Source organism: Homoserinimonas sp. (genome assembly GCF_056262345.1).
Genome location: NZ_JBACFR010000041.1, coordinates 1 through 25,416, shown reverse-complemented (window position 1 = coordinate 25,416; position 25,416 = coordinate 1). Strand labels below are relative to the sequence as shown.

The following is a 25,416-nucleotide window of genomic DNA, read 5'->3' as shown; positions in this document are numbered from 1 at the left end:
CGTCCATCATGTCGTCAAGCGATCCGAGGGCGGCAAGGACAACGTAAGCAACCTCGAGTTGCTGCATCCGAACTGTCACCACCAGCACCATGTCACGGAGTCAACCCGGAAGCCGAGGTAACAGGCTTCTTGCTGCGGTCGCCCATGCCGGAAACGGGGGGCGATTGTCAGGCTGCTTGAGCCGTATGCAGGGAAACCTGCACGTACGGTTCTTAGGGGAGGGGACGGCCGTGAGGCCGTCTCCTTACCCTCCTGCATACGAGGGTTCGATTCCCTTCACCCGCTCCATCCCTATCTATCATCCACTGGCGTTCGAAAGACCGTAGGCAATACGGCATTTTTCGGAAGCAGCCTCCCTCTTGTGTTGTCCGCTGCAGTCCAGGCTCATGTCTCAGGGCACCTGGACCAGACCAGGTGTTGACGACGGCCTCACGAATCGAAACGACCCCTGCGCTCGGCAAACTTCCCCGTATTTCCCTATAGAACGCGTCCGTCAAAGCAGGCATGCCGTTCAGCGCCACGCTGTAGCCGCCAAATGACCGCGTAGAGGCCGGGTCGCAAGATGCTGAAGGGCCCATTCCGGGTCGCCCGCACGGTTTGCGCGCATGCTGCGCGATTTCATGCACCAAGATTACGCATCCGTTCGCTGGGCTTTCACCGCTGCCTGGACGCAAGCTTTTGGCATAGGTTTTGCATTCGTATTTGTAGGAGCATTTCCATTACAGCTCTTATCATGGAAGCGGCATGGATACGACCGAAGCAAAGGCAGCCGAAGCAAAAGAGAAAACAGCGTTTTCATTGCAGAACGTAAAGAAGGCCTTCGAAGACAGCGACGGAAACGTAGTCGAGGTCATCAGGGATATTTCTCTGGACGTGCGGGAGGCAGAGTTCATAAGCATTGTTGGGCCGAGTGGCTGTGGAAAGACCACGATGTTCAACATCATTGCAAGCCTTCTGCCGCCGACCAGTGGCAGGATCGTGCTTCATAAAATGAACTACAAGCGGATCGGCACGAACATCGGCTACATGCTGCAAAGAGACCTGCTGTTTCCATGGCGAACCATTATTGAGAACGTCGTCCTGGGCCTGGAAATTGAAGGCCTCCCATTGGAGCCCAGGATGCAGAAGGCCAGAAAATACCTGGCAAAGTATGGTCTCGCAGAGTTCGCAAACGCATATCCGCATACCTTGTCAGGCGGCATGCGGCAGCGTGTGGCGCTGATCCGCACGCTCATCACGGATCCAGACATCATTCTGCTCGACGAGCCGTTCTCGGCGCTCGATGAATTCACTCGCGAAAGCCTGCAGGAGCAGCTGCTCGATCTGTGGGACGAGATGAAGTCCACGGTCGTTTTTGTAACGCACTCCGTGAGCGAGGCGGTTCGGCTCTCCGACACCGTGATCGTGATGGCCCCCAATCCGGGCCGCATCGTCGACGTCATCGACATCGAGCTCGCCCGCCCTCGCAGCGCCTCGATGATCAAAACGGCTGCCTTTCACCAGTACGAAGACCTCATCCGCGAAAGCCTGCAGAACGCGTGGCGCTCGCCCGAAACCCAGAACGCCGCCTAGGAGGTACGGGATGACAACAGTTGATGCTCCTCGTGCAGTAACGACGCCGGGCGATGCCACGCCTTCCGCGCGAAAGGCGGCCTCGATGTCGATCTATAACCCGCGGCACGCGGGCTCGCGCCTTAAGTTCGTGCGGCCAAGCCGGTGGCTGCCGGTCACCGTTATGGTCGCCGTTCTCGCGGTGCTGTGGCAGATCGGCACCGTGACGATGCCCTACCTGTTGCCACCGCTCTCCACCATCGGAGACACCCTGTTCGGCAACCCCACGTTCTATCTCAAGAACGCGTGGATCACCCTTCAAGAAGCGCTGATCGGCCTGGTCATCGCCTTCGTCGCATCGTTTCTTCTCGCGATCGTGATGAGCGAAATCCCCATCGTGCGACGGGCCGTGATGCCCCTCGCCGTGGTCATGAACGTGACACCTCTGGTGGCCATCGCCCCGGCACTCGTCGTGGCCTTTGGCTTTGGCCCAGAACCCAAGCTCATCGTCACCGCCCTGTGCTGCTTCTTTCCCATCCTCATCAACGTGTCGATCGGTTTGCGCACGGTGCCAGCCCCCGTGCTGCAGTTCTACACAACGATCAAAGCGTCCCGCGCAGAAATGCTCTGGCATGTGCGCATCCCAAGTTCGCTGCCCTACCTTTTCGCCGCCCTCAAGATCGTGTTCCCGCTCTCGATTATCGGCGCCGTCGTCGCCGAAATGGCGGCCCCCGGTGCGGCCGAAGGGCTCGGCACCGTGATCACGATGGCGAGCTCCAACAACAAGCTGCCCGTGATCTACGCCTCAATCTTCGTGCTCGCCATGATGGGCTCCGCGCTGCTCGCCGTCGTCACGGCGGCAGAGAAAAAGGTTCTCCACTGGCACGAATCCCGCGTCGGAGCGCTGGAGTAGGCGCAGCATCCGAACCGCGCCTCGCACAGCATCCGCTCGTCCACCTCACCCTCACACAGCACCCTCAACCAGCACAGCTATGCCCACCGCATCCCGCTCACCAAGGAGATTCAGATGAAGGCACGCACGACATCCATGGCTCGCACCACAGCCGCAAGCATCGGGGCACTCGCTCTTATCGCGGGGCTCGCTGCGTGCTCCAGCAGCGACGCCGCAGAAACCGACGCGGAGAAGGCCATCTCGGCAGAGCGCTGCGAGGAGAACAAGGCTGCCGGTGAAATCGGATTTCTCACCGGCTACCAGTACCAGGCATCCGCCTCGATTCTCGAGGTGCTGGCAGCCGAGAAGCTCGGCTACTTTGATGCGCTGTGCCTTGACGTGACGATTCAGCCCGGCACGGGAGACACCGGTCAGAGTGCTCAGCTTGTCGCAGCGGGCACCGTGCAGTTCACCGCCGTGAGCCAGCAGAACCTGATGCAGGCGGCCGACAGCGGAATCGAGCTGCTCGGCATCTCGTCGTACTCCAATGTGGGCCTCGAGATTCTGATGACCGCCCCCGACGTCACTGACCTCACCGACCTCGACGGCAGCATCCTCGGTCACAAGGGAGACATGCCGCCCGCGGTTCAGGCCATGCTCGATAACGCGGGGGTCGACGTCGCTTCGCTGCAGCAGGTCGTGGTCGGCTATGACCCGAGCGTTCTGCCCCGCGGTCAGGTCGAGTCTCTGACGGGGTTCATCTCCAATGAGCCCAACCTGCTTGAGGCAACGGGAGACGACGTCACGGTCTGGCGGCCGTATGACTTCGACGTGCCCTCCTCGCTCGGAGCCCTCGCCGTGAACCCCGAGTTCGCGGCCGAGCACCCCACGGTGGTCGAGGACTTCTTGCGCGCAGCCCTGCACGCGTATGACTACTGCACCGACAACGGCGAGGAATGTGTCGGCTACGCGGCCGACATCAGCGGCGAAGGCTACGACGCAGCGCACAACCTCAAGATCTGGCAGACCGAGATCGACATCATCGCTGAGAGCAAGGAAGAGGGAGCCAATCTGGGTGCGCTCGATCTGGCCAACATCGAGAGGCTCGTGGGCATGCTCACCGAGTACGAGCTGCTCGAGAACGAGCTCACCGTCGACGACGCCACCGCCATGTTCGACACGAGCTTCATCGAGAACATCTACGCCGACGGCACCCTCACCTGGCCGGCGCCCTAAGGCGTCACGGCATCTCAGCACGACAGGCCGGTCCCCTCGATAGAGGGGGCCGGACCCCGGCGGATCTCTGCGGACACCCAGAACGGCACTACCTCCACGGATAGGAACTCATCATGACCGAATACGGAGTCTTTCTCCCCGTCGCAGCAGGCGGCTGGATGATCTCAGAGACCGCGCCATACCCGCCAGCAACCTACGAATACAACAAGCAGGTGGCCCAGCTTGCCGAGGGCATGGGGCTCGATTTCATCATGGCGATGGCCAAATGGCGCGGCTTCGGCGGAACCACCGACCACTGGGGTGAGTCGCTCGAATCCATGACCATGATGGCGGGGCTCGCCGAGGCGACCTCCACCATCAAAGTGTGGGCAACAGTGCACGCCAACCTGGTGAACCCCGCCTTCGCGGCCAAGGTTTTCTCGACCCTGCAGCAGATCGCTCAGGGACGCATCGGCATGAACATCGTCAACGGCTCATACGCTGACGAGTTTGAGGCGATGGGGGCCTGGGACCCCGACATGACCCACGCCGAGCGCTACCGCATGACCAACGAATGGGTCGATGTGGTCACGCAGCTCTGGGAGAAAGACTCCGTCACGTTCGACGGCGAGTTCTTTACCCTCACCGACTGCGAATCCCGCCCGCGCCCCTCGATCAAGCCTGAGATCATTTCGGCCGGTCGCTCCGAGAGCGGCCGCGACTTTCAGGCGACCTGGTCGGATGGCGGATTCCTCGGCTCGGATTCGCTTGAACAGATGGCCGAGTTCTCACGGGACGTGCACGCCAGGGCTGCGGAGAAGGGCCGCACCACCAAGACCTATTCGATGCTCACAATCGTTCTCGCCGAGACCGACGAGGCCGCCGAGGCCAAGGCAGCGCTCTACGGCGCCGGGCTCGACCGCGAGGCACTCTCCAACATGCGCCGCTCGTGGGGGTGGGATGCCGACCGGGCTCTGTCGTGGGCGGAGGATGCCAAGGGAGAAGAGGCATTCCAGACGCCGTATGTCGTGGGCTCGCCCGCAACCATCATCGACCGCATCCGCAATGTCGTCACCACAGCCGAGCTTGACGGCCTCATGCTGATCTTTCCCGACTACGTCAACGACATGCCCGTCTTCGGCGAGACCGTGCTTCCCTCCCTGCGCGCGGCAGACGACCAGGCAACGGCCGCGGCATGACGGCGCTGGCCGAGCGTCGGCTCGCAACCCTCACCGGTGCCGCCGAAAAGCCGGCTCTCATCGTGGTCGACGTTCAAAAGTCGTTCGGCTCGCCGGATTACCTGGCGGACTACGGGCTCACCCCCGAGGCGCTGGTCGCGCTCGATGCAGCCGTCGGCAGCATCGAATCGATCGTGGCATCCGCTCGCTCGCTCGGGGTGACGATCGTGTGGGTCGAGCTGGCCTCCGACCCGGGCAATCGTTGGCGCGCAAGTCAGTGGCTTCGTGAGGGAGATCTCGAGGCGCCGTATGGCCCGGGTGAGCCCTGCGTGATCGGCACCGAGGGAGCCGAGTGGTTCAGGGTCGGCCCTGCCGAGGGGGAACTGAGGGTTCGCAAAAGGGGCTACAGCGGGTTTCTCGGCACGAACCTCGCCGAGCAGCTTCACGCTCGGGGCATCACCTGGGTCACGGTGGTTGGTCTGACCAGTGAGTGCTGCGTCGCTGCGACCGCAGAAGACGCCATGCAACTCGATTGGCCCGTGGTGATTCCTGCGGATGCGACCGCCGCCTACGACCTCCGCATCCACGAGAACGCAGTGGAGATGCTTGCGCTCAACGTGGCTGCGATCGCCACGGTCGACGAGGTCGTGCAGCTCTGGCGCGAGATCGAGGCAGCCCAGTGAGCGGCATGCACGTCGCCTATGATCTGTCGTTCACCCACACCGAGGGGCGCTGGGCTCGCGCCGGATCATGGGTCGGGCGCACCTTTCCCGATGTGCGCATGTATCAGGAGATCGCGGTCTCGGCAGAGCGCGCCGGAATCGACATGCTCTTCTTTGGCGACGGCAGCGGCATTCCCGACACGTGGAGAGGCTCCATCGACCCCGCCGTCGAGTGGGGCATCCAATGGCCGAGGCAAGACATGAGCCCGTTCATCGCTGCCATGGCGGCCGTGACCAACCACATCGGGTTCGGGCTTACCTATTCGTCGACGTTCATGCATCCGTTCTACGTTGCCCGACTGCTCAACTCGCTCGACCACGTGACGGGCGGTCGACTGGCTTTTAACGTTGTGGCCTCAACCCGGCTTTCGGATGCTGCCAACTACGGATTCGATGGTCTGCTCGATCACTCCAAGCGTTATGAGCGCATGGAGGAGTTCATCGATGTGTGCACGGCGCTGTGGGACTCGGTTGCGGCGGATGCGATCGTGATGGATCGGGAGACGGGCAGATTTGCCGACCCCGCCAAGGTGAAGCCGATCAACCACCGTGGTGAGTTCTTCGACGTGAAGGGGCCGCTGAGCTCTGTGCCCAGCCCGCAGGGGCACCCCGTGCTGGTGCAGGCGGGCAACTCGCCCCGCGGCATTGCGACCAGCGCCCGCTTCGCCGACGTCATCTTCGGCTTCGGCGGGGCGTTATCGGGTCAGCAGCTGCACCGGCAGGCGCTCGACGCTGCGCTCGTTGCGGAGGGGCGAGACCCCTCTGCGGTGGGAATCCTGTGGGCCACGCAGGTGATTGTTGGGGCAACGCAGGCGGAGGCGGATGCGCGGCGCGACTCCGTATTGTCGTTCTGGAGCGACGAAGCGGTGGGGGCGTTTTTGTCACACAACTCCGGCTTCGACTTCTCCACTGTGGGCCAGAGCGTGGTGCTTGGCGAGCTGCGCGACACCGTCGTTGCGTCGGGCGCAAGCCCCTCGGGGTTCGTCGGCGGCCTCGTCGACGAGTTCGGGGCAGATCATTCACTCAGCCGAGCGGAGCTTTTTGAGCACGGCTGGAGGAGCGCCACCGGCCTCGATCACACCCTGTGCGGAACCGCCGAATCGGTCGCCGACGCGCTCGAGGAGAACTTCGCGGCGACCGGCAGCCGCGGCGGCTACATGTTCTCGTCGCCGCTGTCGATGCCGTCCGGATTCGACGACCTGTCTCAACTGCTGGTCCCCGAGCTGCGCAGGCGGGGATCGCTCGCGCCGCAGTATGCGGGGTCGACCCTGCGCGAGAACCTCGCCTCGTGAGGGCGAGGCTCCCCGGCGAACGTGAGCAGACCATTCTGGTCTGCGCGCTCATCGGGGCGGCGCAGATGACGTGGGGCAGCATCGTTCCGGTGCTGCCCCTCTTCATGGAACAGTTCGGGCTCGGCGTCGTGATGCTCGGCCCCGTTATTGCGGCGTTCGCGGTCGGTCGAGTCGTCGCGAACATTCCCGCCGGGCTCGCGCTGCGCTGGTGGCGTCCCCGCTGGTACCTCCACTCCGTGCTGATCGCGTTAGCCCTGGTCACCGCCGTGACGGGTTTTGCCACAGCCCCCGCAGTGCTCATCGCCGCCAGGGTGCTGGCAGGGGTGCTGGGTGGAGCCGCCGTCACCATCGGCTTCGCGGTTCTCGTTGCCGGAGCGCCCGCGGAACACCGGGGACGGGCGATGGCAACGGCCACGGTCGTGCAAATGGGTGCGGCGGCCGTCGGCTCCCTCGTGGGCGGGATCGCCGTGACGTATGTGGGTGTTCAGGGCGCGTTCATAGCATCCGCTGTTCCGCTTCTTCTTGTGATCGGCTGGGACGTGCTTCGGCCAGCAGCTTTTTATTGGGATGCGCGCACCAGATCGGTGCCAGCGCTCGATGCTGAGCACCAGAGCGGGCCGGGGCGACGGGCGCGCCTCTCGGGCGGCTGGGGGCTGCTCGCGGCCCTGGCGGGGCTGTCGTTTGCCGCGTTCTTCGCACGGTTTGCCGGAGAGCAGGGGCTCATTCCCGTTATGGCCTACGACGAGGCCGGCATGACACCGATCGGCCTCGGCATCGCGCTTGCCGCCGGCACCGTCGCGAGCCTGCTCGTGCTCGGCCCCGTCGGGAGATGGGTCGACCGGGGCGCTCGCACAAGTGTCGTGCTGGTCTCAGCCGTGGCAGCATCCGCTGTGCTGATTGCGCTGCCCCTGCTGGGCGAGCCTTTCGGTTTCGCGGTCGCCGTTGTTCTCTACAGCGTGGCCACGAGCGTCACCAACATCGTGCCCGGCGTCGTGACGGGGGAGCGGTACACCGCGCGAGAGGTGGGCACCGTCGTGGGAATCACGCGCACAGCGGGGGACGCCGGGGCCGCGATTGGGCCGCTCGTTGTGTTTGCCCTCGCGGCCACCAGCGCTATCGCCGGCCTCGTCGTAATGGCCGCAGTTCTGCTCGTGGCATCGGCCATCTTGTGCGCGGTGATGATTCACAAATCTGCTCGCTGAAGCCCCTCGAATTGGCGGGCGGTCAGGCGCATACTGGCAGCCACACAAGGAGGACGAAATGAGCACTCTCAACCCCTATCTGGGATTTCGTGACAGTGCCCGCGAGGCGATGATCTTCTATCAGTCGGTGTTCGGCGGCGAGCTCAAGTTCAATACCTTTGGCGAGTTTCAGGCGAGCCAGAACCCGGCAGAGGTCGACAAGATCATGCACTCCCAGCTCGAGGCCCCCAACGGCTTCGTGCTGATGGCGTCGGACACTCCCGACTCGATGGAGGCTCCCACTGAGAGCAACATCATGCTGTCGGTGAGCGGAACGGACGAGCGGGAGATTCGCGGATACTTTGACAGGCTGCTCGAGGGCGGGCGGCTTATCCAGCCGCTGGAGGCAGCGCCCTGGGGTGATGTCTTCGGCATGCTCACCGACCGCTACGGCACCCGCTGGCTCATGAATATCGGCTAGTCGTTTCGCCCAAGGAACGGCACGAGGATGGCATTCACCTCGTCGGCGTGGGTCCACAACATGCCGTGCGGTGCGCCCTCGATCTCGTGATATTCGGCGCTAGGCATCGCCTTGGTGAACTCCCGACCCGTTGACTCAATCGGCAGAATCTGGTCGGCGGTGCCGTGCACGATGAGGGTAGGAACATCGATCTTGGGGATGTCGTGCCTAAAGTCGGTGGCCCACGTCGGTTGGGCGGCAACCGACGCGTGCGGTGACGCCCCGAATGCGATGTGCTTGCCGGCGTCGATGACTTCCTGACTCAGGCGCGACGTGCCGAGCAGGATTTCGGAGTTGTAGAAGTTGGCGAAGAACTGGGTGAAGAATGCGTAGCGATCGGCGATCGTGGTGGCAATGAGCCCCTCAAGCACCTCGCCGGGCACGCCGCTCGGGTTGTCGTCAGTCTTGAGGAGAAAAGGTTCTAGAGAGCCGAGAAAGACGGCCTTGGAGACTCGGCTCGTGCCGTGGCGGCCTATGTAGCGGGCGACCTCGCCCGTCCCCATCGAGAACCCCACAAGTGCAACGTCGGTGAGGTCGAGCGCGTCAAGCAAGGCCCCCAGGTCGTCGGCGAACGTGTCGTAGTCGTAGCCAACGGTCGGCTTGCTCGACTGGCCGAACCCCCGACGGTCGTAGGTGATGACCCGGTGGCCAGCCTCAAGGAGGGCTGCCGTCTGCTTCTCCCACGACGACCCATCGAGGGGGTATCCGTGGATCAGCACAACGGGCCGTCCGGCCCCATGGTCTTCGTAATAGAGCTCGATATTGGTGCTGTTCTCAGTTCCCACTGTGATGTAACCCATGGCTGATGCTCCTTGTCTATCGATGGCGGTGCGGCTGCGCTCAACAGTAGGCGCGTGTTCGCGCGGAGTTCGCTGAGACTTTGGTGGGCGATGTCGGTGGGCGATACTGGAGCCATGACCGCCAGAGCACTCCTTGCCGTTGCCGCCGCTGCGGCCGTCTTCGCCCTCACCGGCTGCGCATCGAGTGCTCCGCAGCCGGGTGCGTCGACCCCACCATCCGCTTCACCGACGGCCAGCGAGGAGAGTTCGATGGAAAGCATCGCGGACGAGGTTTTCACGGGCCTGCCCGAGGGGGCAGAAATACCGGCGGATGCTGGCAGCGGCCAACCGGATGCCCTGTGGGTCGAGCCGGGGGCGACGTTTGCGATCATCACCTGGGGCAGCTCAACCTGCCCTCCCGTTGCGCGCACTCTCGAGCAGATCGGCGACTCAGAAATTGCCATCCAGTTCGATCGCAATGCACGAACGATGTGCACGATGGACTTTGTGCCCACTAGTCACGTCTTCTCGGTCCCCGAGGGCGTCGTGGTGCCTCCGTTGCTCATCACGATGACGGCAGAAGAGTTAGACGGCCCCGTCGAATTCGAGCTTCCCTAGCGACACGCGCGGGGTAACTGGGCATCCCGTGGGCGTCTCGTGGGAATGCCCGGCGAAACCTCTGCGCTGTCTTGCCCCGAGACGAGCGGTGCTGAATCGTTGATGGCTCATCCGCGCGTTCTGAAAGGGATCCAATGCTCACGCTCACCGACTCCGCAACCACCGTCGTCAAGGCCATCATCGACCAGAACCCCGACGTCGAGAGCGTAGGGGTCCGAATCAATTCGCAGGGCGCCGACGCTAACTTTGAGTTGGGCGTTGCCGTCGTGGCAGCACCAGAAGAGGCCGATCTTGTGGTCGAGCACGACGGGGCACGGGTGTTTCTCGACGAGACCGCGACAACCCTCCTTGCCGACAAGGTGCTCGACGCTCAGGTCGGCCAGGACGGCTCAGTGAACTTTGCGATCGGCCAGCAGCCGGGCGTCTAGTCGCCCGCTGCCGCCCAGCGCTCAAGGTAGTCGCGCTCGGTCTGATCGAGGGGGCGGGACGCCCCGCTGTCATCAACGACCACCATTACGGTCGACCCATCGATCACGACCTGGCCCGACTGTCGCGCCACGAAGCCCATCGTGTATGACGACGTGCCAACGGCGCGGATGCTCACGTCCACCACAAACTCGGATCCGTATTCAACGGGCCGCCGGTAGTTGGTGGTGGCGGAGGCCACGAAGGGGCTTCTACCGAAGCTGTCGATTCCGTCGATAATGACGGCGTTGCTGCGCCACGACACCCGCGCCTCTTCGAGGAGGGTGGCCACCCGCGCGTTGTTCACATGCCCGTTCACGTCGACATCCGACCAACGGAGGGGCACGACAACGACGTAGGTTCCTGGCATGCCTCGATCGTACCGATGCTCAGGTCTGGGATACTTCTCGGGTGATGGGGCGCGACCCCTCAGCAACCAGGGGGAGTTCTCGAGATGACGACAGAAACGCCGATCGTTGGCAGCGCGCAGACACAGAGCGGCGTAGCAGCACCGACTCATAACCGGGTCGTGGATGTGGCCGTGACCATCACGGTTCTCGTCGTCTTCGGCATGATCGCGTTCGCGCTCTTCATTGCCGCCCTCATGCTCGGCATGGTGGCCACGTCATGCGGCGACGGCTGCATCTCGCTGTTTGAGATCGGATGGTACATAGCCATGGGTTCGGCCATAGTCGGCCCCATTGTTGCGCTGGTCACTGCCATCGTGCTGCTGGTGCGCAAGCGCCGCGCCTGGATCGTGACGCTCATCATCACCGGCTCCACGCTCGTCGCCTGGGTTGCCGGTTTTGCGATCGTCGTCATCGCAGCTAGCTCCTAGCCGCGCGCTCCTCCCGGCCACGCTTATCCGCTAGAGGCGGGCGGCCAGCCGGGTGCCCTGGTCGATCGCGCGCTTGGCGTCGAGCTCGCCCGCAACATCCGCTCCGCCGATCACGTGAAAAGCGACCCCGGATGCCGCAACGTCGTCCACGAGGTCCCGCACCGATTCCTGGCCAGCACACACGACAATGTTGTCGACCGCGAGCACCCTGGCATCCTTTCGCTCTGGCCCGAAGCTGATGTGGAGGCCGGCGTCGTCGATGCGCTCATAGTTGACCCCGGAGATCTCGGTGACCCGCTTGTGCTTGAGCGATGCGCGGTGCACCCAGCCCGTGGTCGTGCCGAGGCCCGCGCCGATGCGGCCGGGCTTGCGCTGCAGCAGAGTGACCTCACGGGGTGAGGGGCTGGGCTGCGGGCGGGTGAGGGCGCCGGCAGCAGCAGGGTCGTCGGTGACTCCCCATTCGCGCTTCCACTCCTCCAGATCGAGGGTGGGTGAGGTGGCGTGGGTGAGGAACTCGCTCACGTCGACGCCAATGCCACCAGCACCGATCACGGCGACCCGCTCGCCGATCTCCCGGTGACCCAGCACGGCATCCGGATAGCTGATCACGCTGGGGTGGTCGATTCCGTCGATCGAGGGCACCCGGGGCGCGACCCCTGTCGCCAGCACGACATCGTCGAACCCTGCGAGATCGGATGCGGATGCTCGCGTGTTGAGACGGACGTCGACGCCGAGCAGTTCAAGCTGACGGGTGAAGTAGCGGATGGTTTCGGCGAATTCCTCCTTGCCGGGGATTCGTTGCGCGATGCCGAACTGGCCGCCGATCACAGAGTGCGACTCGAACAGAGTCACGGAGTGGCCGCGGCGGGCGGCGGACACCGCGGCGGAGAGGCCGGCAGGGCCGGCTCCGACGACGGCAACGCGCTTGGCTCGTTTTGTGGGCAGCAAGACGAGTTCAGTTTCGCGGCCCGCTCGCGGATTCACCAGACAGGTGACCTCTTTGCGCTGGAAGGTGTGATCGAGACAGGCCTGGTTGCACGCGATGCACGTGTTGATCAGGTCTGGTGTGCCCGCTTCTGCCTTGCGCACCCACTCGGGGTCAGCGAGCATCGGGCGGGCCATTGCGATGAGCTGGGTGGCCCCCCTGCTCAGCACTTCCTCGGCAATCTCGGGCATGTTGATGCGGTTCGCCGCCGCGACGGGGATGGAGACCTCGCGGGCGAGACGCTCCGTGACGTCGGCGAAGGCAGCGCGCGGCACACTTGTCACGATCGTGGGGACGCGCGCCTCGTGCCAGCCGATGTCCGTATTGATGATCGTGGCGCCGGCAGCTTCGACCTCCTGCGCGAGCGTGACAATCTGCTCCCACGTCTGGCCGTCTTCGACGAGATCCGCCATGGAGAGGCGGAACACGATGATGAAGTCGGGGCCGACGGCGGTGCGAGTCTCGCGCACAATCTCCACGGCGAAGCGGCGACGCTTCTCGGGGGTGCCGCCCCAGGCATCCGTTCTCTTGTTGGTGCGCTCGGCGAGAAACTGGTTGATGAGGTAGCCCTCGCCGCCCATGACCTCGACGCCGTCGTAGCCGCCAGCGCGCGCAAGACGAGCGGCCCGGGCGAAGTCTCGGATGGTGCGCCGCACCCCGCGATCACTGAGGGCGCGGGGGCGGAACGGGTTGATGGGCGCCTTGATCGCCGAGGCGGAGACGCTGAACGGGTGGTAGCTGTAGCGGCCGGCGTGCAGCAGTTGAAGCGCGATCTTGCCGCCCTCCGCGTGCACGGCATCCGTTACGGCTCTCTGCCGCACGGCATGGCGTTGGGCAAACATCTGCGCGGCGAACGGCATGAGCCAGCCCTCGCGGTTGGGGGAGAAGCCGCCCGTGATGATGAGCCCGACCCCTCCGCGGGCGCGCTCAGCATAGAAGGCCGCGAGACGGGGGATGTCGCGGGCGCGATCTTCGAGGCCCGTGTGCATCGACCCCATAATCACGCGGTTACGAAGAGTGGTGAAGCCGAGATCGAGGGGCGCGAGCAGTCGCGGAAAAGCGGTGGGCATGCGGCCAGTATGGTCGACCGCACACCCGCCGTCGCATCTTATTCGCGGGCACCCACAGTCTCACGGGTCATTCGGTTGCGTGGGTTGTGCGAACCCGTGAGTTGTTGCCCGACGCGAGCTGCCGACCCGCGATATAGCCGAACGTCATCGCGGGGCCGAGGTTGATGCCGCCTGCCGGGTAGAAGCCGCCCATCACTGAGGCCTGATCGTTGCCGGCGACGTAGAGACCGGCGATGGGGGTGCCGTCGCGGGTGAGTGCGCGGGCGTGTTCGTCGGTCGCGATTCCGGCGAACGTGCCGAAGCTGCCGGGCAACACCTTGACGGCATAGAACGGGCCGTTCTCCAGCGGAGCGAGCGACGGGTTGGGGCCGATCTTCTGGTCGCCACCGTAGCGGTTGAACGGGGTCGTTCCGCGCCCGAATTCGGGGTCGACTCCCGCGCGGGCGTTCGCGTTGAACTCAGCAATGGTCGTTTCGAGCTGGTCGGCGTCAACACCGATGGTGTTCGCAAGCTCGCGGATGCTGCGGCCGCGCTTAAGGTAGCCGGAACGCAGGTAGGGAAATAGAGGAACGGGCCACATCTTGGCCATGCCCACCGAGTACTTGCGCAGCGCCTTATGGTCGATGATCTGCCACGACTCGACGGGCTCGCCCTCGGGGGCAGATTCCATCATGGCGGCGACGTAGTCGTAGTATCCATTCGCCTCGTTGACGAAGCGTTTGCCGGTCGAGAGCACTCCGATGGAGCCCGGCTTCGCCCGGTCCATGATGTGCGGAAATGTGCCGATCCTGCCGCTGCGGAACGGCACCACAGAGACGGGGCACCATGCAGCGGGCGACTTGACGTCGGTGCGGAAGTGCGCGCCGACGGCCTCGGCCATGCGGGCCCCGGCCCCGTCGCATGTGTCGGGGGAGAGCGGCCAGTGACCGGCTCCGCCCGGGGTGCGGGGGAACGTGCTTCCTCGCCGAGCGACATCATGGGGGTACCCGCCGGTGGCGAGCACAACGCCGTGTCGGGCGAGGTAACGCACAGTGCCGTTCGGGCCGGTCGCTAGGGCGCCGATGACGCTGCCACGATCATCCGTAATCAGGTGTTCTGCAGACGTGTTCACGGTGAGAGTGACGCCAGCGTTGGCGGCGGAGAGGGCGAGCCGGGCGGTGAGCGCGGTGCCGTTGACGAACTGCATGCCCTCGCGGTGCAGGATCAGGTCGACGATATGAAAGCAGACCCGCCAGGCGGCGTGGATGAGGCCCTTGATGTTGCGCTGGGCCGCGGCGAGAAACGCCTGCAGGTCGGGGCCGGCCATGATGCCCATGCCGAGGAACGAGGTTTCGTAGAGTTGGCGACGCAGCTTCTTGCGCAGCGCCCGAGGCACCTTGCGGCCATTGATCGGCTTGGGCGCGACCGAGCGGTGACCGGTGCCGGCGTGTGGCAGAGTGCCGTAGATGTCGTTGACCTTGGTGCCGGGCACGAACTGCAGGTCGGTGTTGTCCTCGAAGAAGTGCACCATGTCGGGGGCGCTCTCGAGGAACGCCCGTACGCGCTTCTCCTCGAAGTAGTCACCCGTGACGGCCTTGAGGTAGGCAGCCACATCGTCGACAGAGTCGTTGACCCCATCCTGCTTCGCGAACCGGGTTCCGGGGGTGAACATCCAGCCGCCCGACCACGAGGTCGCGCCGCCGAGAACGGGCGCGCGCTCGATGACCTCGACCTGGGATCCGCCGTGAGCGGCGGTCACGGCCGCAGCCATGCCGCCCGCCCCAGATCCGATGACGAGAACATCGCAGACGACGGTTGAAGCGGACTGGGTTGTGCTTGCGGATGCTGCGAGAGGGGCGTTGTTCATGGGGGCCTTACTGGCGATCATTCTGCGGGGTTTCGGGGTGCGGAGTGTGGGGCCGCTGTGCTCTGGGCGTCGTCGGCGTATCGCGTCGCTTCGAGTACGGCGCGCGTGGCGTCGAGCGCGGTGGCGGCGCGAACGGCAGCGGGAATCTTGCTGGCATTGAAGAACGGAACCTCGATGCCGATCGGCAGCTCCGCGGGCAACGCTTGAACGATTCCCACCAGGTCGAGCCCGCCGTGGCCCGGCATGAGCCGGTCTTCGCGGGCCTGACGGATGAGCTCCTCCGTCGTCTCAGGCTCGGTGGCCGGCGCGTCGCACAGCTGCGCGTAGTTGAGCCATTCGAGCGGAACATCCGCGATTAGTGCGGTGTCGCTGTGCGACCGAGCATGGTGGATCGAGTCGATCAGAAGTCCGATGTTGGGGTGTGCGGCATCCGTCAGAACCTTGATCGCCTGGGCGATAGTCGCGACGGGGGTCCACGGCATGTACTCGAGATTGGGCGTGAGGCCGTAACCCTGAGCGAGTTCGGCCAACTCGGCAAATTTGGCCGATAGACGGCCGTAATCTGCGTCCATTCCGGCGACGAGAATATGTTGAGCGCCGAGCTTGGCGCCCGTCTCGAGGAACGGTTCGAATGACGAGATATCGGTGTCGGACGCAAGGCGCACAATCTCGATGTCGAGCACAGGGATGCCCGTGTCAGCAAGGCGCGAAAGAGTTTCAGCGACCATCGGTGTGTTGCCGAGCACATCCCAGTTGCGCTCGCTCGGTGTTGCCGGGATGAGGCGAAGACCAACCGCGTCGTATCCCGTGTCGGCCGCACACTGCACTGTCTCGGCGGGCGAGAGGTCGAGAACCGTCAGCGCGCAGAGCGAAATGCGGCGACTCATGCTGCGGCCCCGGCGATCCTGCCGAGAATGCGCCGTGCCGTCTCTGTGCCCGCGATGATCGATTTGCGGATGCTTCCCGCGGGCTCACCCGTGGCGTCACCCGCGATGTGGGTTCCGAACCGGGGCGCGGGGATGCGGCCGAGATCGAGCGCGTTCGCGTGCACACCCTGCGAGATCAACACAGGTCCGGGGGCGTCGAGACGGCGCGTTTCTGTGCCGTCGAAGATCTCGATCGAGCCCTCCTCGATGCGGGTGACCGCCACGCCCAGCTCGATGCGCACGTCGGGGTTCTCCGCGAGGCGAGGGAGTACGAGAATCTTGCTCCGACGGCCGAGCTCGGCCGCGAGCTGTGCTTGACCGGCGACAACAAGAACCGCAGTGCCCTGTGCCGCGAGGGAGTCGGTAACGCTCAAGGTGGGACCATCGCCGCCGATGATCGTGACTGCGGCGGGGAGCGGGTCACCCTCCGTCGCGTTCAGCCACTCGCGCAGGTCGTGCACATGGGGAAGGTCGCCACCCACAGCGAGAGAGGGGTTGCCCGTGCTTCCGGTCGCGGTAATGACAGCATCTGCGCCCAGCGTCGAGATGAGCGCGGCGTCGGCGCGAGTGTTGAGTCGCACGCATGCGCCCAGCTCCTCGAGGTGAGCCTGAGCCCACCGAATGTAGCGGCGGTATTCGGGATTCGACTTCTGGCGCGATGCGAGTTCAAGCTGGCCGCCGAGACGGTCGCGCTCCTCGATTAGCGTCACCGTGACGCCCTGCTCCGCGAGGGTGATCGCTGAGGCAAGTCCGGTGGGGCCCGAGCCCACAACAACAACGTGGTTGCCGGACGCGACGCTCGGCATGGGCAGAGGAATAACTCCGCGGCCGACATTGGGATTGACGGTGCACGTAACGGGTCCGGCGCCGAGCCCATCGATGCACACGTTGCACGCAATGCACGGGCGGTAGGAGGGAGTGCCGTCGAGTGCGGCGCGAGCCCATTCCGGGTCGGCGTGCAGGGCGCGGCCGATCGTCACGAAGTCGGCTGCGCCATCCGTGATCGCCTTCGCCGCTGCGGTGGGCGAGTTGATGCGGCCGGCCATGCCGAGCGGCAGGCCGAGCTCGCGATAGAGGAGCGCGTATTCCGTGAGGAAGCCGGGCGCCCACTCGCCGCTTTGGATGATCCACTCACCCGACTCGTAGTTGCCCGCCGAGATGTCGATGTAGTCAAGAAGGTCGAGGCGGGTCTTCTTGATGATGTCGAACTGCTGCTGAGCCGTGAGCCCGCCCTCGACGCCTTCGACAACCGAGACCCGCAGGCTCACCGTGAGGTTCGGGGCGTTCTCGCGAACGCGCTCGATCACGAGGTCGAGGAAGGCATTGGGGTCGGCGAACCGGTCGGTGCGCTTGTTGTAGAGAGGGGACATGAACTGCTGGATGAGGTAGCCGTGTCCGCCGTGGATCTCGATCACGTCGACGTCGGCGGCGACGCAGCGCGCGGCTGCAGCCCCAAAAGCGTCGGCGAGGTCGACGACCTGCTGCTCTGTGAGTTCCTGAGGCATCTCATCTGCAGAAATCGCACACGGAACTGAGCTGGGGGCGACGACGGGAAAACCCGAAACGCTGCTGATGGCGGTGCGGCCGCCGTGGTTGAGTTCAAGGCCAAGAAGAGCGCCCTCGGCATGGAGTTCGGCGGCGAGCTTCTTGACGCCGGGGATGCATTCGTCGTTGTGAATGCCCATCTGCAGGATGCGGCCGCGGCCATCTGCGCGAACGAACGTGGCCTCCGTGAAGACGAGGGAGACGCCGGCGCGGGCGCGGGCCAGAAGGTAGTCGCTATAGACATCGGTCACGTAGCCCTCTGGCGAGCAGTAGTTGCGCTCCATGGGGGCGGAGACAATGCGATTGCGCAGCTCGACCGTGCCGACACGGAACGGCTGAGACAACACCGCTTGCGAAGTCGGGGCGTTCGGTGAGAGAGGGGCGGTGGACGAGGCGACGGTCACGATCTGATCTTTCTGGGGGTCGAACTGCGAGGAGGGGGTATGCCATGCGCCGTGGGTGGCGAAGACCGGTGGCCTTCGACACCCACGGGGTGTGGTTAGTGCGAGGCGACGGCCTGCAGGGCCTCGCCGTATGCGGCGATCGTCTTTTCGATGTCGGCCGTCGTGTGGGCGGTCGACATGTAGAGTCGGCCGCCGACGGGAACGAAGACGCCGCGCTTGAGCAGCTCGACCGCGATCGTGTCGTAGCTCGAGTAGTCGGCCGCGAGGTAGGCGTCGAAGTCGTTGCCGGCCTCAACGCCAGGAAGCACGTGCATGAGGCCGCCGACCTGGTTGACGGTGACGGGAATGTTCACGGCCGAGAAGGCGCCGCGAACACCCTCGGCGAGCTTCGCCGAGAGCGTGTGGAACTCGTCGTAGGCGCCGGGAGCCCCCAGAACATCCATCGTCGCCGATACGGCGGCGAGCGACAGGGGGTTTCCGTTGTAGGTACCCGAGTGGCTCACGCCATGCTCGACCTGATCCATGAACTCGGCCTTGCCCGCGATCGCGGCGACGGGGATGCCGTTGCCGATTGCCTTGGCGACCGTAATGAGGTCGGCGTCGATGCCGTAGAGGGCAGCGGCACCACCGAGGCCAACGCGAAAGCCCGTGAGCACCTCATCGAGCACAAAGACCACTCCGTGCTCGTCGCACAGGCGGCGAACGGCATCGAAGTAACCGGCGGGGGGTGCGAAGGTGCCGGAGTTGCTCATGACAGCGTCGACGAACACCGCTGCGATGTCGGAGTCGGCGGCAAGCGCAACGCTCAGAGCCTCGGAGTCACCCCACGGGATGAGCACGACGTCGTCGAGCACTGAGGTTGTCTGGCCTGGGGTGCCGAGACCGTCCATGCGGCCGGCGGCGTCGGGGCGGTAACCCACGAGAAACTGGTCCGCCCAGCCGTGGTAGTTGCCCACGAACTTCACAACGCGGCGGCGGCCGGTCTTAGCGCGGGCAAGCCGAAGAGCGATCTGGGTCGCCTCGGAGCCCGTGTTGGTCCAGAGGAGCTTCTCGACGCCGGGGATGAGGGCGATGAGCTTCTCGGCCGCCTCGTACTCGAGTGCGTGGTTCGAGCCGTAGGTGAAGGTGATCGCGGCCTGCTTCTGCACGGCCTCCACGATGTGCGGGTGACCGTGACCCGCGATGATCGGGCCCCAGCCGAGAACGAAGTCGACGTAGTCGTTGCCCTCTATGTCGGTGATCTGCGATCCGGATGCTCCGCCCATGAAGATGGGGTGCGGCTTGGCGGTGAGGCGGGCGCCGCTGGCGACGCCTCCTCCGACAGAGGTGCGTTCGCGCTGCCAGGCCTGGAACGATGCGTCCCAATTTTCGATGCTCACGGGGGGCCTTTCTCTTTGGTGATGGTTCGTGTTTGTGACTATTGCGAGAGGACTTCGGGAATCACTTGGCCGCCATCAACGACGATGGTTTGCCCTGTGACGAAGCCCGTCTGGGGAGAAGCAAGGTAGAGGATCGCCTGTCCGATGTCCGTCGGGGCGCCGAGGCGGCCGACGGGGATCGTTCGGGCGGCGGCCGCGACGTAGGAGGGGTCTTGATTGGCAGTCAATTCGACTGCGATCTTGCCTGGCAGTACCGCGTTGACTGTGATGCCGAGGGGGGCTAGCTCGAGGGCGGCCCCTCGCATAAAGCCGAGCTGAGCGGCCTTGCTTGCCCCGTAAATCGAGTAGCCGGGCATCCCTGTCAGCGGCCCGGTAATGGACGAGGTGAGCACGACGCGACCCGTGCCGCTCGCGGTGAGCGCGGGGGTCGCGGCTTGCACCATGTAAACGGTGCCGTAGAAGTTGGTGGCGAACATTCCGTCGACGTGGTCGGGGGTGATGCTGGCGATAGTCGCGGTGGGGTAGATGCCCGCGTTCAGGCAGATCACGTCGAGGCCACCCCACTGGGAGACGACGTGGTCGACGAGGGATTGGCAGTTCTGGGGAGATGAAATGTCGGTGGAGAACGCGATGGTGTTCTCGCCCGATGGGTCGATCTCCGCTGCAGCGGAACGGAGAACATCCTTTCGACGCCCCGCGAGGGCGACACGGTAACCCGCGCCGATGAGGTCTGATGCGATACCGCGCCCGATGCCGGTCGCCGCCCCGGTCACGATGGCGATACGGGGAGTTGCTTCGTTCGACATGATGACCTTTCTAGGGGGGTAGGGGGCGACGACCGGGGCCGCGGGAATCGGTTACTTCAGAAGACGGGGCTCGCCAACCTCGAGGACGTCGACGGGAACGTCGTACGACTCGAGAATCGACGCGAAGCTGCCGTCTTCGCGCACCGTCTCAAGGAACGCGTTGAACGCGGCGATGATGTCGGCGTTCTTCTTGTTGAACACGAGGGCACCCTGTGCGGCCTCGACGGTCGGAGGAACACGGTCGTCCTTCGCGGCGATCGCGACCTCGAACTTGTCCAGGTCGTAGGAGAGCGATGCTGCGATCGCTCCGTCGATAGCGGCAACGATGCGGCCGGCCGAGAGGTCGCTCGCGAGGTCGAGCGGCGTCGGGTAGAGGCGCAGGTCATCCCCGAACACGGCCTGGAGGTGAGGAACGTAGTTGTAGCCATCGACGGTTCCGACGACCTGGCCCTCAAGGTCCTCGATGCTGTCGATGCCGTCGGCCGAGATGATGGCGAGCGGGTCGACGTAGAGCGGGGCGCTCAAGCCGACGATCTCGTCGCGGGCTGCCGTGCGGTTCCAGCCACCGAGTGCGACATCGCTGCGGCCCTGCTCGACGGCGGGGATCATGGTGCCCGAGTTGCCCGAGGCGATCGTGATGGGGAGGCACTCGGATGCAGCGAAGAGCTCGATGAGCTCGGCGTCGATTCCGCTCATTCCCTTGTCGCCCGTTGTCGAAACCTGCGGCGGCATGTCGGTGACGCCGACCGTGAGGGTGCCGTCCTTGACGGTCGTGAATTCGTGGGCCGGCGTGCAGTCTTCTGCAACCTCCGAGCTGGCGGAGGCGGAGCATCCGACGAGCGTCACAGAAGCGATCGCCAGAGTTGAGAACAGCGTGATTGCCTTCTTCATTGTGGTGCCTTTCATGAGGTGGGTGGTGCTGGTGCTGCGGTCAAAAATCATGCGAGGTGGCGACCAAGGCGCTTCTCAAGCGCGCCGGCGAGCCAGCCTGCTGGCAGGGTTACGACGAGGTAGAGCAGACCTGCAAGGGCGAGCACGCTCGTGTACTGGAAGGTGTTCGAGCCGATCGAGTACGCGCGGCTCAGAAGCTCGGGGAGCGTGATGAGGAACGCGAGCGAGGTGGTCTGGAACAGCTGGATCGCGAATCCCATGAGGGCCGGGATTGCGATGCGAACGCCCTCAGGGAACACGATGAAGCGAAACGCGCCCACCCTATTGATGCCGAGTGCCGCCGCGGCCTCGGTGAGACCACGGGGCACCGCCTGGATGCTGGCCCGGATAATCTCGCTCGTGTAGGCCGCGGTCATGAATGAGAGCCCGATGATCGCCGCGGTGTAGCTCGTGAGCACGAGCCCCGTCTTCGGCAGGCCGTAGTAGACGAGGTAGAGCAGAACGAGCGTCGGCACCCCCCGACCGAACTCCACGATGATGAGCGCGATCCAACGAACGATACGGTTCTTCGATGCGACAAGAAGTGCGGCAACGAGGGCGAGGGGAAGGCCGATGAGAAGGCTGATTCCCGTGAGTTGCAGGCTGACGCCGAGGCCTTCGCTGAGCTGCGGAAACCACGAAATCCACTGGTTGATGAGGTCCATCAGACGCTGACCTTTCCGCGAAGCTTGGTCTCGAGCGTGCGGGCCAGGTAGGCCAGCGGCAGGCTGAGAACGATGTAGAGGGCGCCAGCGATCAGGAAGGGCGTGACGGCGTCAGCGGATGCTCGTGCCGTTGCCATCGACCGGAACACGATCTCGGCGACACCGATCGTCGATGCGAGTGCCGAGTCCTTCATGAGTCCAATCGCATAGGTGGAGGCGGACGGCAGACTCACCCGCAGGGCCTGCGGGGCGATCACTCGGGCGAAGGTTCCGAAGCGGTTGATACCAAGCGCCTGCGATGCCTCCCACTGGCCGGCGTGAACCGATGTCATACCGCCGCGGTAGATCTCCGCGAGGTATGCCGCCGATACAAGGCCGAGGGCGGTGACGGCCGCGGGGAACGGTTCCAACTGAATGAGGTCGTAGCTCAGGCCGAAGTAGAGCAGAAAGATCCACACAACGGGAGGAACCCCGCGCAGGACGTCGATGATGGCACGGGCCAACCAGCGCAGAGGAGCGATCTTTGACGTGCGGGCGAGCATGAGCGGCACCCCGAGCACGGCGCCGATGGCGAACGACGCAGCGGTGATCGTGATCGTCATGAGCACCGCCATGCCCAGCACGTCGAGCGGCATCATCGGTCGATCACCGCTTTGAGGAACTTCTGCGTGCGGGGGTGCTGGGGCGCTGAGAGCAGTTCGCTCGGGTCGCCCTGCTCGATGATCCCGCCGTCGGCCATAACGATGATGCGGTCGCCGACATCCTTCGCGAAGTGAATCTCGTGGGTGACGACAACCATGGTCATTCCCGTGTCGGCAAGATCGCGCATGACTGAGAGAACGTCGAGGCCAAGCTCGGGGTCGAGGGCCGATGTCGGTTCGTCGAATAGCATGACTTCGGGCTCCATCGCGAGGGCACGAGCAATGGCGATGCGCTGTTGCTGTCCACCAGAAAGCCGGGTGGGGAACGCGTCGGCTTTGTCAGAGAGCCCGACCTTCTCAAGGAGGACCTTGGCTTTGGCGTGCGCCTCGTCCTTGCTGACGCCGAGCACGTACTCCTGGGCCAGGGTGATGTTCTTCATCACCGTTAGGTGGGGAAAGAGGTTGAACGACTGGAACACCATGCCGGCGGTGCGACGGAGCGTCTCGAGCGTGCGGGGGCTCACCTTGGATGGAAGCGTCACCTGGGTGTCGGCGATGCGGATGCTGCCGGAGTCGGGGACTTCGAGGAGGTTCATGCAGCGAAGCAGCGTGCTCTTTCCGGCGCCCGACGGGCCGATCATCGCGACGACCTCGCCCTTGGCGATGTCGATCGAGACGTCGTCGAGGACGGTGTTGGATCCGTAGCTCTTTTTGAGGTGCTCGATCGAGATCATCGGTCGGTCGCCTTCGGGGGCTTGTTCGTTCACGGTGCTGACTCTCCTTGCCGATCTGGGATGCCGGCTGACACCCAGGGGGGCTCTGGTCCGGTGCGGATCTTTCTCGTTCGCCGAACCCAGGAGGGTTCAGCGGTGAATGTCCTCGGTTGAGCGAAGGCGTTGATTCCTTCGCTGCCCGAGAGCGTAGCATTATTGAAACGGTGTTCTAGGAATCTGATGTATCCCTGATGTTTCGGGGTTGTTACGTCTTTCAAATTTAGAACCGTGTTTCAAAGCTGAGCGCTGCATGTCTTTCTTTGCGGCGAGATGACCGATACAGTGGGCTGCGACAAGCCCGAAAGTGCCCAAGAAGCCCCCAATGTGCCGAAAAGAGGAGCGAGATGAGCGTCAGCGGTTCGTTGGGTCGAGGCCTGTCTGTGCTCACCGTGCTGGCTTCGGAAGCTGATGGGCTGCCGCTGAGTGACATCGCGGAGCGCCTCGAAATCCCTAAGAGCGCCGTGCATCGTGCGCTCGTGGAGCTTGGAGACCACGGCTACACCAGACAGCTGGGGGAGCAGGGCAATTACGCGCTGAGCCTGCGGTTCGCCTCGCTCGCCCTGCGCTACCTCGCCCAGTTCTCCGTGGTTGACCTCGCGCGGCCCTCGCTGCAGCTCCTCGCCAGCAGATCTGAAGAGCTCGCCCGCCTGAGTCTCGCCGAGGGAGAAGACCTCTTCTGGGTAGACAAGTGTCAGGGGGCAAAATCGGGCCTGCGGTATGACGACCCCGACATGGGCGCTAGGGTCACTTTTCGCAGCAGCGCTTCGGGATTCGCCTGGCTCTCGGCGCTTGACGATGAGCGCATCGCCGAACTCGTGCAGAGTCAGGGCTTTGAGGGGCACCCGCGCGCCCCTCGCTCCGTCGAAGAAGTGATGTTCCACGTCGAAAAGGTGCGCAGAGACGGCTACTCCTACGTCGACTCGATCTACGAAATCGGGCTCGCGGGGCTTGCTGCTCCGATCGTTCCCGACGAGGGCGGCGATGCCGTCGGAACGCTCAGCATCGCCGGCCCCAATGTTCGCTTCACGCGCGAGCGGGCAGAGTCACTCGTGCCTGTTCTGCTTGCCGAGGCGCGCCAGCTTGAGGAACTTCTCCGCGGGCGCTGACACCAGGTATACGCAGAAACCCCGCACCGCGGGGGTGCGGGGTTTTTAGCGGCCGCCCTACTTGTAGCTGACGTCAAACGGCCAGCCGGTATAGGCCTCGGCCAAATACGTCTGCCCGGCAACCGAGCTGGTCACCGTCTCAAGCTCGCCGTAGCGGCGCTGGCGGTCGAACGGGTGCTCCTCCGGCGCCGCGTGCAGCATCGACGTCATCCAGTAGGAGAACTGCTGCCCGCGCCAGATGCGCTTGAGGGCTGTCTCGGAATACGTGTCGAGCTTCTCGGTGGTGCCGTTATCGAAGTAGGCGGTCAGCGCATCGGTGAGCACGAGCACGTCGGCGATTGCGAGGTTCATGCCCTTGGCACCCGTGGGCGGCACGGTGTGAGCGGCGTCGCCCGCGAGGAACATGCGGCCGTACTGCATCGTCTCGCAAACGTAGCTGCGGAACTGCAGCACGTCTTTCTGAAAGATGTTGCCTTCTTTGAGTTCGGTGCCGGCGACGCGGCTCTGTAGTTCGTCCCAGATCTGGGCGTCGCTCCACTCGCCGGTTTCGGTTGTGGGGTCGCACTGAAAGTACATGCGCTGAACGGTGTCGCTGCGCTGGCTGATGAGGGCGAACCCGTTGTCGCCCGCGCTGTAGATGAGCTCGTCGCTGCTGGGCGGGGCCTCCGCGAGGATGCCGAACCAGGCGAACGGGTATGGGCGAAAGAAATCGCGCCGGTCGGCCTCTGGGATGGTCCACTTGGCGATGCCCTGTGATCCGTCGGTTCCGGCGATGAAGTCGGCCTGCACCTCCCACTGTTCACCCTCGGAGTCGGTGAAGGTCACACTGGGGTTGTTCGAGTGCTGCCCGTGAATCGCGGAGTCCGTAACGCTGAACCGGATGTCGGCACCGGCGGCAAGGCGGGAGGCAATGAGGTCGATGAGCACCTCGTGCTGCGGGTAGAGATAGACGGAGCGGCCCACGAGGGACGGAAAGTCGATGCGGTGGCCTTCGCCCTGAAAACGCAGCTCGATGCCGTCGTGCTTGTGGCCGTCGCGCAGCACACGGTCGCTCACCCCGGTGTTGACGAGAACGTCGACGGAGCCCTG

26 protein-coding genes are annotated in these 25,416 nt (G+C 64.5%); 13 read left to right on the top strand and 13 right to left on the bottom strand.

The genetic code is table 11. The features are described 5' to 3' along the window. The 9 genes from AC062T_RS02005 to AC062T_RS01965 form a co-directional block, all read left to right on the top strand. The coding region (locus tag AC062T_RS02005; protein WP_476026919.1) for an HNH endonuclease at positions 1 to 121 on the top strand (121 nt) is incomplete at its 5' end. A gap of 623 nt (positions 122 to 744) precedes the next feature. Beyond that, entirely contained in the window at positions 745 to 1,572 is an 828-nt protein-coding gene (locus AC062T_RS02000; protein ID WP_476026913.1) for an ABC transporter ATP-binding protein, read from the top strand. Between the two features lie 10 nt (positions 1,573 to 1,582). Further along, on the top strand, positions 1,583 to 2,464 hold the full coding sequence (locus AC062T_RS01995) for an ABC transporter permease (RefSeq protein WP_476026911.1): 882 nt from the start codon (positions 1,583 to 1,585) through the stop codon (positions 2,462 to 2,464). Between the two features lie 114 nt (positions 2,465 to 2,578). Beyond that, positions 2,579 to 3,679 carry an ABC transporter substrate-binding protein gene (locus tag AC062T_RS01990; protein WP_476026909.1) on the top strand — a complete coding sequence of 367 codons (1,101 nt, stop codon included), beginning with the start codon at positions 2,579 to 2,581 and terminating at the stop codon, positions 3,677 to 3,679. A gap of 113 nt (positions 3,680 to 3,792) precedes the next feature. Then, the gene (locus tag AC062T_RS01985) at positions 3,793 to 4,857 is read left to right on the top strand and encodes an LLM class flavin-dependent oxidoreductase (protein ID WP_476026907.1); all 1,065 of its coding nucleotides are present in this window, start codon (positions 3,793 to 3,795) and stop codon (positions 4,855 to 4,857) included. Next, complete coding sequence (locus AC062T_RS01980; protein WP_476026905.1) at positions 4,854 to 5,519, top strand: cysteine hydrolase family protein; 666 nt, start codon at positions 4,854 to 4,856, stop codon at positions 5,517 to 5,519. The genes AC062T_RS01985 and AC062T_RS01980 overlap by 4 nt, the downstream gene beginning before the upstream one ends. A 5-nt stretch (positions 5,520 to 5,524) precedes the next feature. Continuing rightward, a complete protein-coding gene (locus AC062T_RS01975) occupies positions 5,525 to 6,850 on the top strand; it encodes an NtaA/DmoA family FMN-dependent monooxygenase (protein WP_476026917.1) in 1,326 nt (441 codons plus the stop codon). Further along, positions 6,847 to 8,052 carry an MFS transporter gene (locus tag AC062T_RS01970; RefSeq protein ID WP_476026903.1) on the top strand — a complete coding sequence of 402 codons (1,206 nt, stop codon included), beginning with the start codon at positions 6,847 to 6,849 and terminating at the stop codon, positions 8,050 to 8,052. Before AC062T_RS01975 ends, AC062T_RS01970 begins: the two co-directional genes overlap by 4 nt. A 58-nt stretch (positions 8,053 to 8,110) precedes the next feature. Then, on the top strand, positions 8,111 to 8,512 hold the full coding sequence (locus tag AC062T_RS01965) for a VOC family protein (RefSeq protein ID WP_476026901.1): 402 nt from the start codon (positions 8,111 to 8,113) through the stop codon (positions 8,510 to 8,512). Here AC062T_RS01965 and AC062T_RS01960 read toward each other — a convergent pair. Next, the gene (locus tag AC062T_RS01960; protein ID WP_476026899.1) at positions 8,509 to 9,351 is read right to left on the bottom strand and encodes an alpha/beta fold hydrolase; all 843 of its coding nucleotides are present in this window, start codon (positions 9,349 to 9,351) and stop codon (positions 8,509 to 8,511) included. The two genes, AC062T_RS01965 and AC062T_RS01960, sit on opposite strands and share 4 nt — an antisense overlap. Before the next feature lie 114 nt (positions 9,352 to 9,465). Here AC062T_RS01960 and AC062T_RS01955 point away from each other — a divergent pair, with 114 nt between their 5' ends. Beyond that, on the top strand, positions 9,466 to 9,948 hold the full coding sequence (locus AC062T_RS01955; RefSeq protein WP_476026897.1) for a hypothetical protein: 483 nt from the start codon (positions 9,466 to 9,468) through the stop codon (positions 9,946 to 9,948). 134 nt (positions 9,949 to 10,082) lie between these two features. Then, positions 10,083 to 10,376, top strand: a complete 294-nt coding sequence (locus AC062T_RS01950; RefSeq protein WP_476026896.1) for an iron-sulfur cluster assembly accessory protein — start codon at positions 10,083 to 10,085, stop codon at positions 10,374 to 10,376. Here AC062T_RS01950 and AC062T_RS01945 read toward each other — a convergent pair. Then, complete coding sequence (locus AC062T_RS01945; RefSeq protein ID WP_476026894.1) at positions 10,373 to 10,783, bottom strand: acyl-CoA thioesterase; 411 nt, start codon at positions 10,781 to 10,783, stop codon at positions 10,373 to 10,375. The genes AC062T_RS01950 and AC062T_RS01945 overlap by 4 nt on opposite strands. 84 nt (positions 10,784 to 10,867) lie before the next feature. Here AC062T_RS01945 and AC062T_RS01940 point away from each other — a divergent pair, with 84 nt between their 5' ends. Continuing rightward, positions 10,868 to 11,251: a hypothetical protein gene (locus AC062T_RS01940; protein WP_476026892.1), complete on the top strand. Its 384-nt coding sequence runs from the start codon at positions 10,868 to 10,870 to the stop codon at positions 11,249 to 11,251. Positions 11,252 to 11,281: 30 nt separating this feature from the next. On the opposite strand, the gene AC062T_RS01935 is transcribed toward AC062T_RS01940, so the two are convergent. From AC062T_RS01935 to AC062T_RS01890, 10 genes are all read right to left on the bottom strand, one after another. Beyond that, a complete protein-coding gene (locus AC062T_RS01935) occupies positions 11,282 to 13,306 on the bottom strand; it encodes an FAD-dependent oxidoreductase (protein ID WP_476026890.1) in 2,025 nt (674 codons plus the stop codon). A gap of 67 nt (positions 13,307 to 13,373) precedes the next feature. Then, complete coding sequence (locus AC062T_RS01930; RefSeq protein ID WP_476026888.1) at positions 13,374 to 15,152, bottom strand: FAD-dependent oxidoreductase; 1,779 nt, start codon at positions 15,150 to 15,152, stop codon at positions 13,374 to 13,376. A gap of 17 nt (positions 15,153 to 15,169) precedes the next feature. Beyond that, positions 15,170 to 16,039: a sugar phosphate isomerase/epimerase family protein gene (locus tag AC062T_RS01925; protein ID WP_476026886.1), complete on the bottom strand. Its 870-nt coding sequence runs from the start codon at positions 16,037 to 16,039 to the stop codon at positions 15,170 to 15,172. Beyond that, complete coding sequence (locus AC062T_RS01920; protein WP_476026884.1) at positions 16,036 to 18,027, bottom strand: NADH:flavin oxidoreductase; 1,992 nt, start codon at positions 18,025 to 18,027, stop codon at positions 16,036 to 16,038. Before AC062T_RS01920 ends, AC062T_RS01925 begins: the two co-directional genes overlap by 4 nt. A 95-nt stretch (positions 18,028 to 18,122) precedes the next feature. Then, entirely contained in the window at positions 18,123 to 19,406 is a 1,284-nt protein-coding gene (locus AC062T_RS01915; RefSeq protein WP_476026882.1) for an aspartate aminotransferase family protein, read from the bottom strand. Between the two features lie 38 nt (positions 19,407 to 19,444). Then, positions 19,445 to 20,212 (bottom strand): SDR family NAD(P)-dependent oxidoreductase, encoded by a 768-nt coding sequence (locus AC062T_RS01910; RefSeq protein WP_476026880.1) that lies wholly within the window; start codon positions 20,210 to 20,212, stop codon positions 19,445 to 19,447. A gap of 51 nt (positions 20,213 to 20,263) precedes the next feature. After that, positions 20,264 to 21,103 carry a substrate-binding periplasmic protein gene (locus AC062T_RS01905; protein WP_476026878.1) on the bottom strand — a complete coding sequence of 280 codons (840 nt, stop codon included), beginning with the start codon at positions 21,101 to 21,103 and terminating at the stop codon, positions 20,264 to 20,266. 47 nt (positions 21,104 to 21,150) lie between these two features. Continuing rightward, a complete protein-coding gene (locus AC062T_RS01900) occupies positions 21,151 to 21,807 on the bottom strand; it encodes an amino acid ABC transporter permease (RefSeq protein WP_476026876.1) in 657 nt (218 codons plus the stop codon). Next, positions 21,807 to 22,445 carry an amino acid ABC transporter permease gene (locus AC062T_RS01895; protein WP_476026874.1) on the bottom strand — a complete coding sequence of 213 codons (639 nt, stop codon included), beginning with the start codon at positions 22,443 to 22,445 and terminating at the stop codon, positions 21,807 to 21,809. The genes AC062T_RS01900 and AC062T_RS01895 overlap by 1 nt, the downstream gene beginning before the upstream one ends. Next, positions 22,442 to 23,182, bottom strand: a complete 741-nt coding sequence (locus AC062T_RS01890) for an amino acid ABC transporter ATP-binding protein (protein ID WP_476026915.1) — start codon at positions 23,180 to 23,182, stop codon at positions 22,442 to 22,444. Before AC062T_RS01890 ends, AC062T_RS01895 begins: the two co-directional genes overlap by 4 nt. A gap of 383 nt (positions 23,183 to 23,565) precedes the next feature. Between AC062T_RS01890 and AC062T_RS01885 the strand changes: the two genes are divergently transcribed. Beyond that, positions 23,566 to 24,327, top strand: coding sequence for an IclR family transcriptional regulator (locus AC062T_RS01885; protein ID WP_476026872.1), 762 nt, complete (start codon positions 23,566 to 23,568; stop codon positions 24,325 to 24,327). Positions 24,328 to 24,384: 57 nt separating this feature from the next. On the opposite strand, the gene AC062T_RS01880 is transcribed toward AC062T_RS01885, so the two are convergent. After that, positions 24,385 to 25,416: 4-hydroxybenzoate 3-monooxygenase (locus AC062T_RS01880; RefSeq protein WP_476026870.1), on the bottom strand; the 1,032-nt coding region annotated here is incomplete at its 5' end.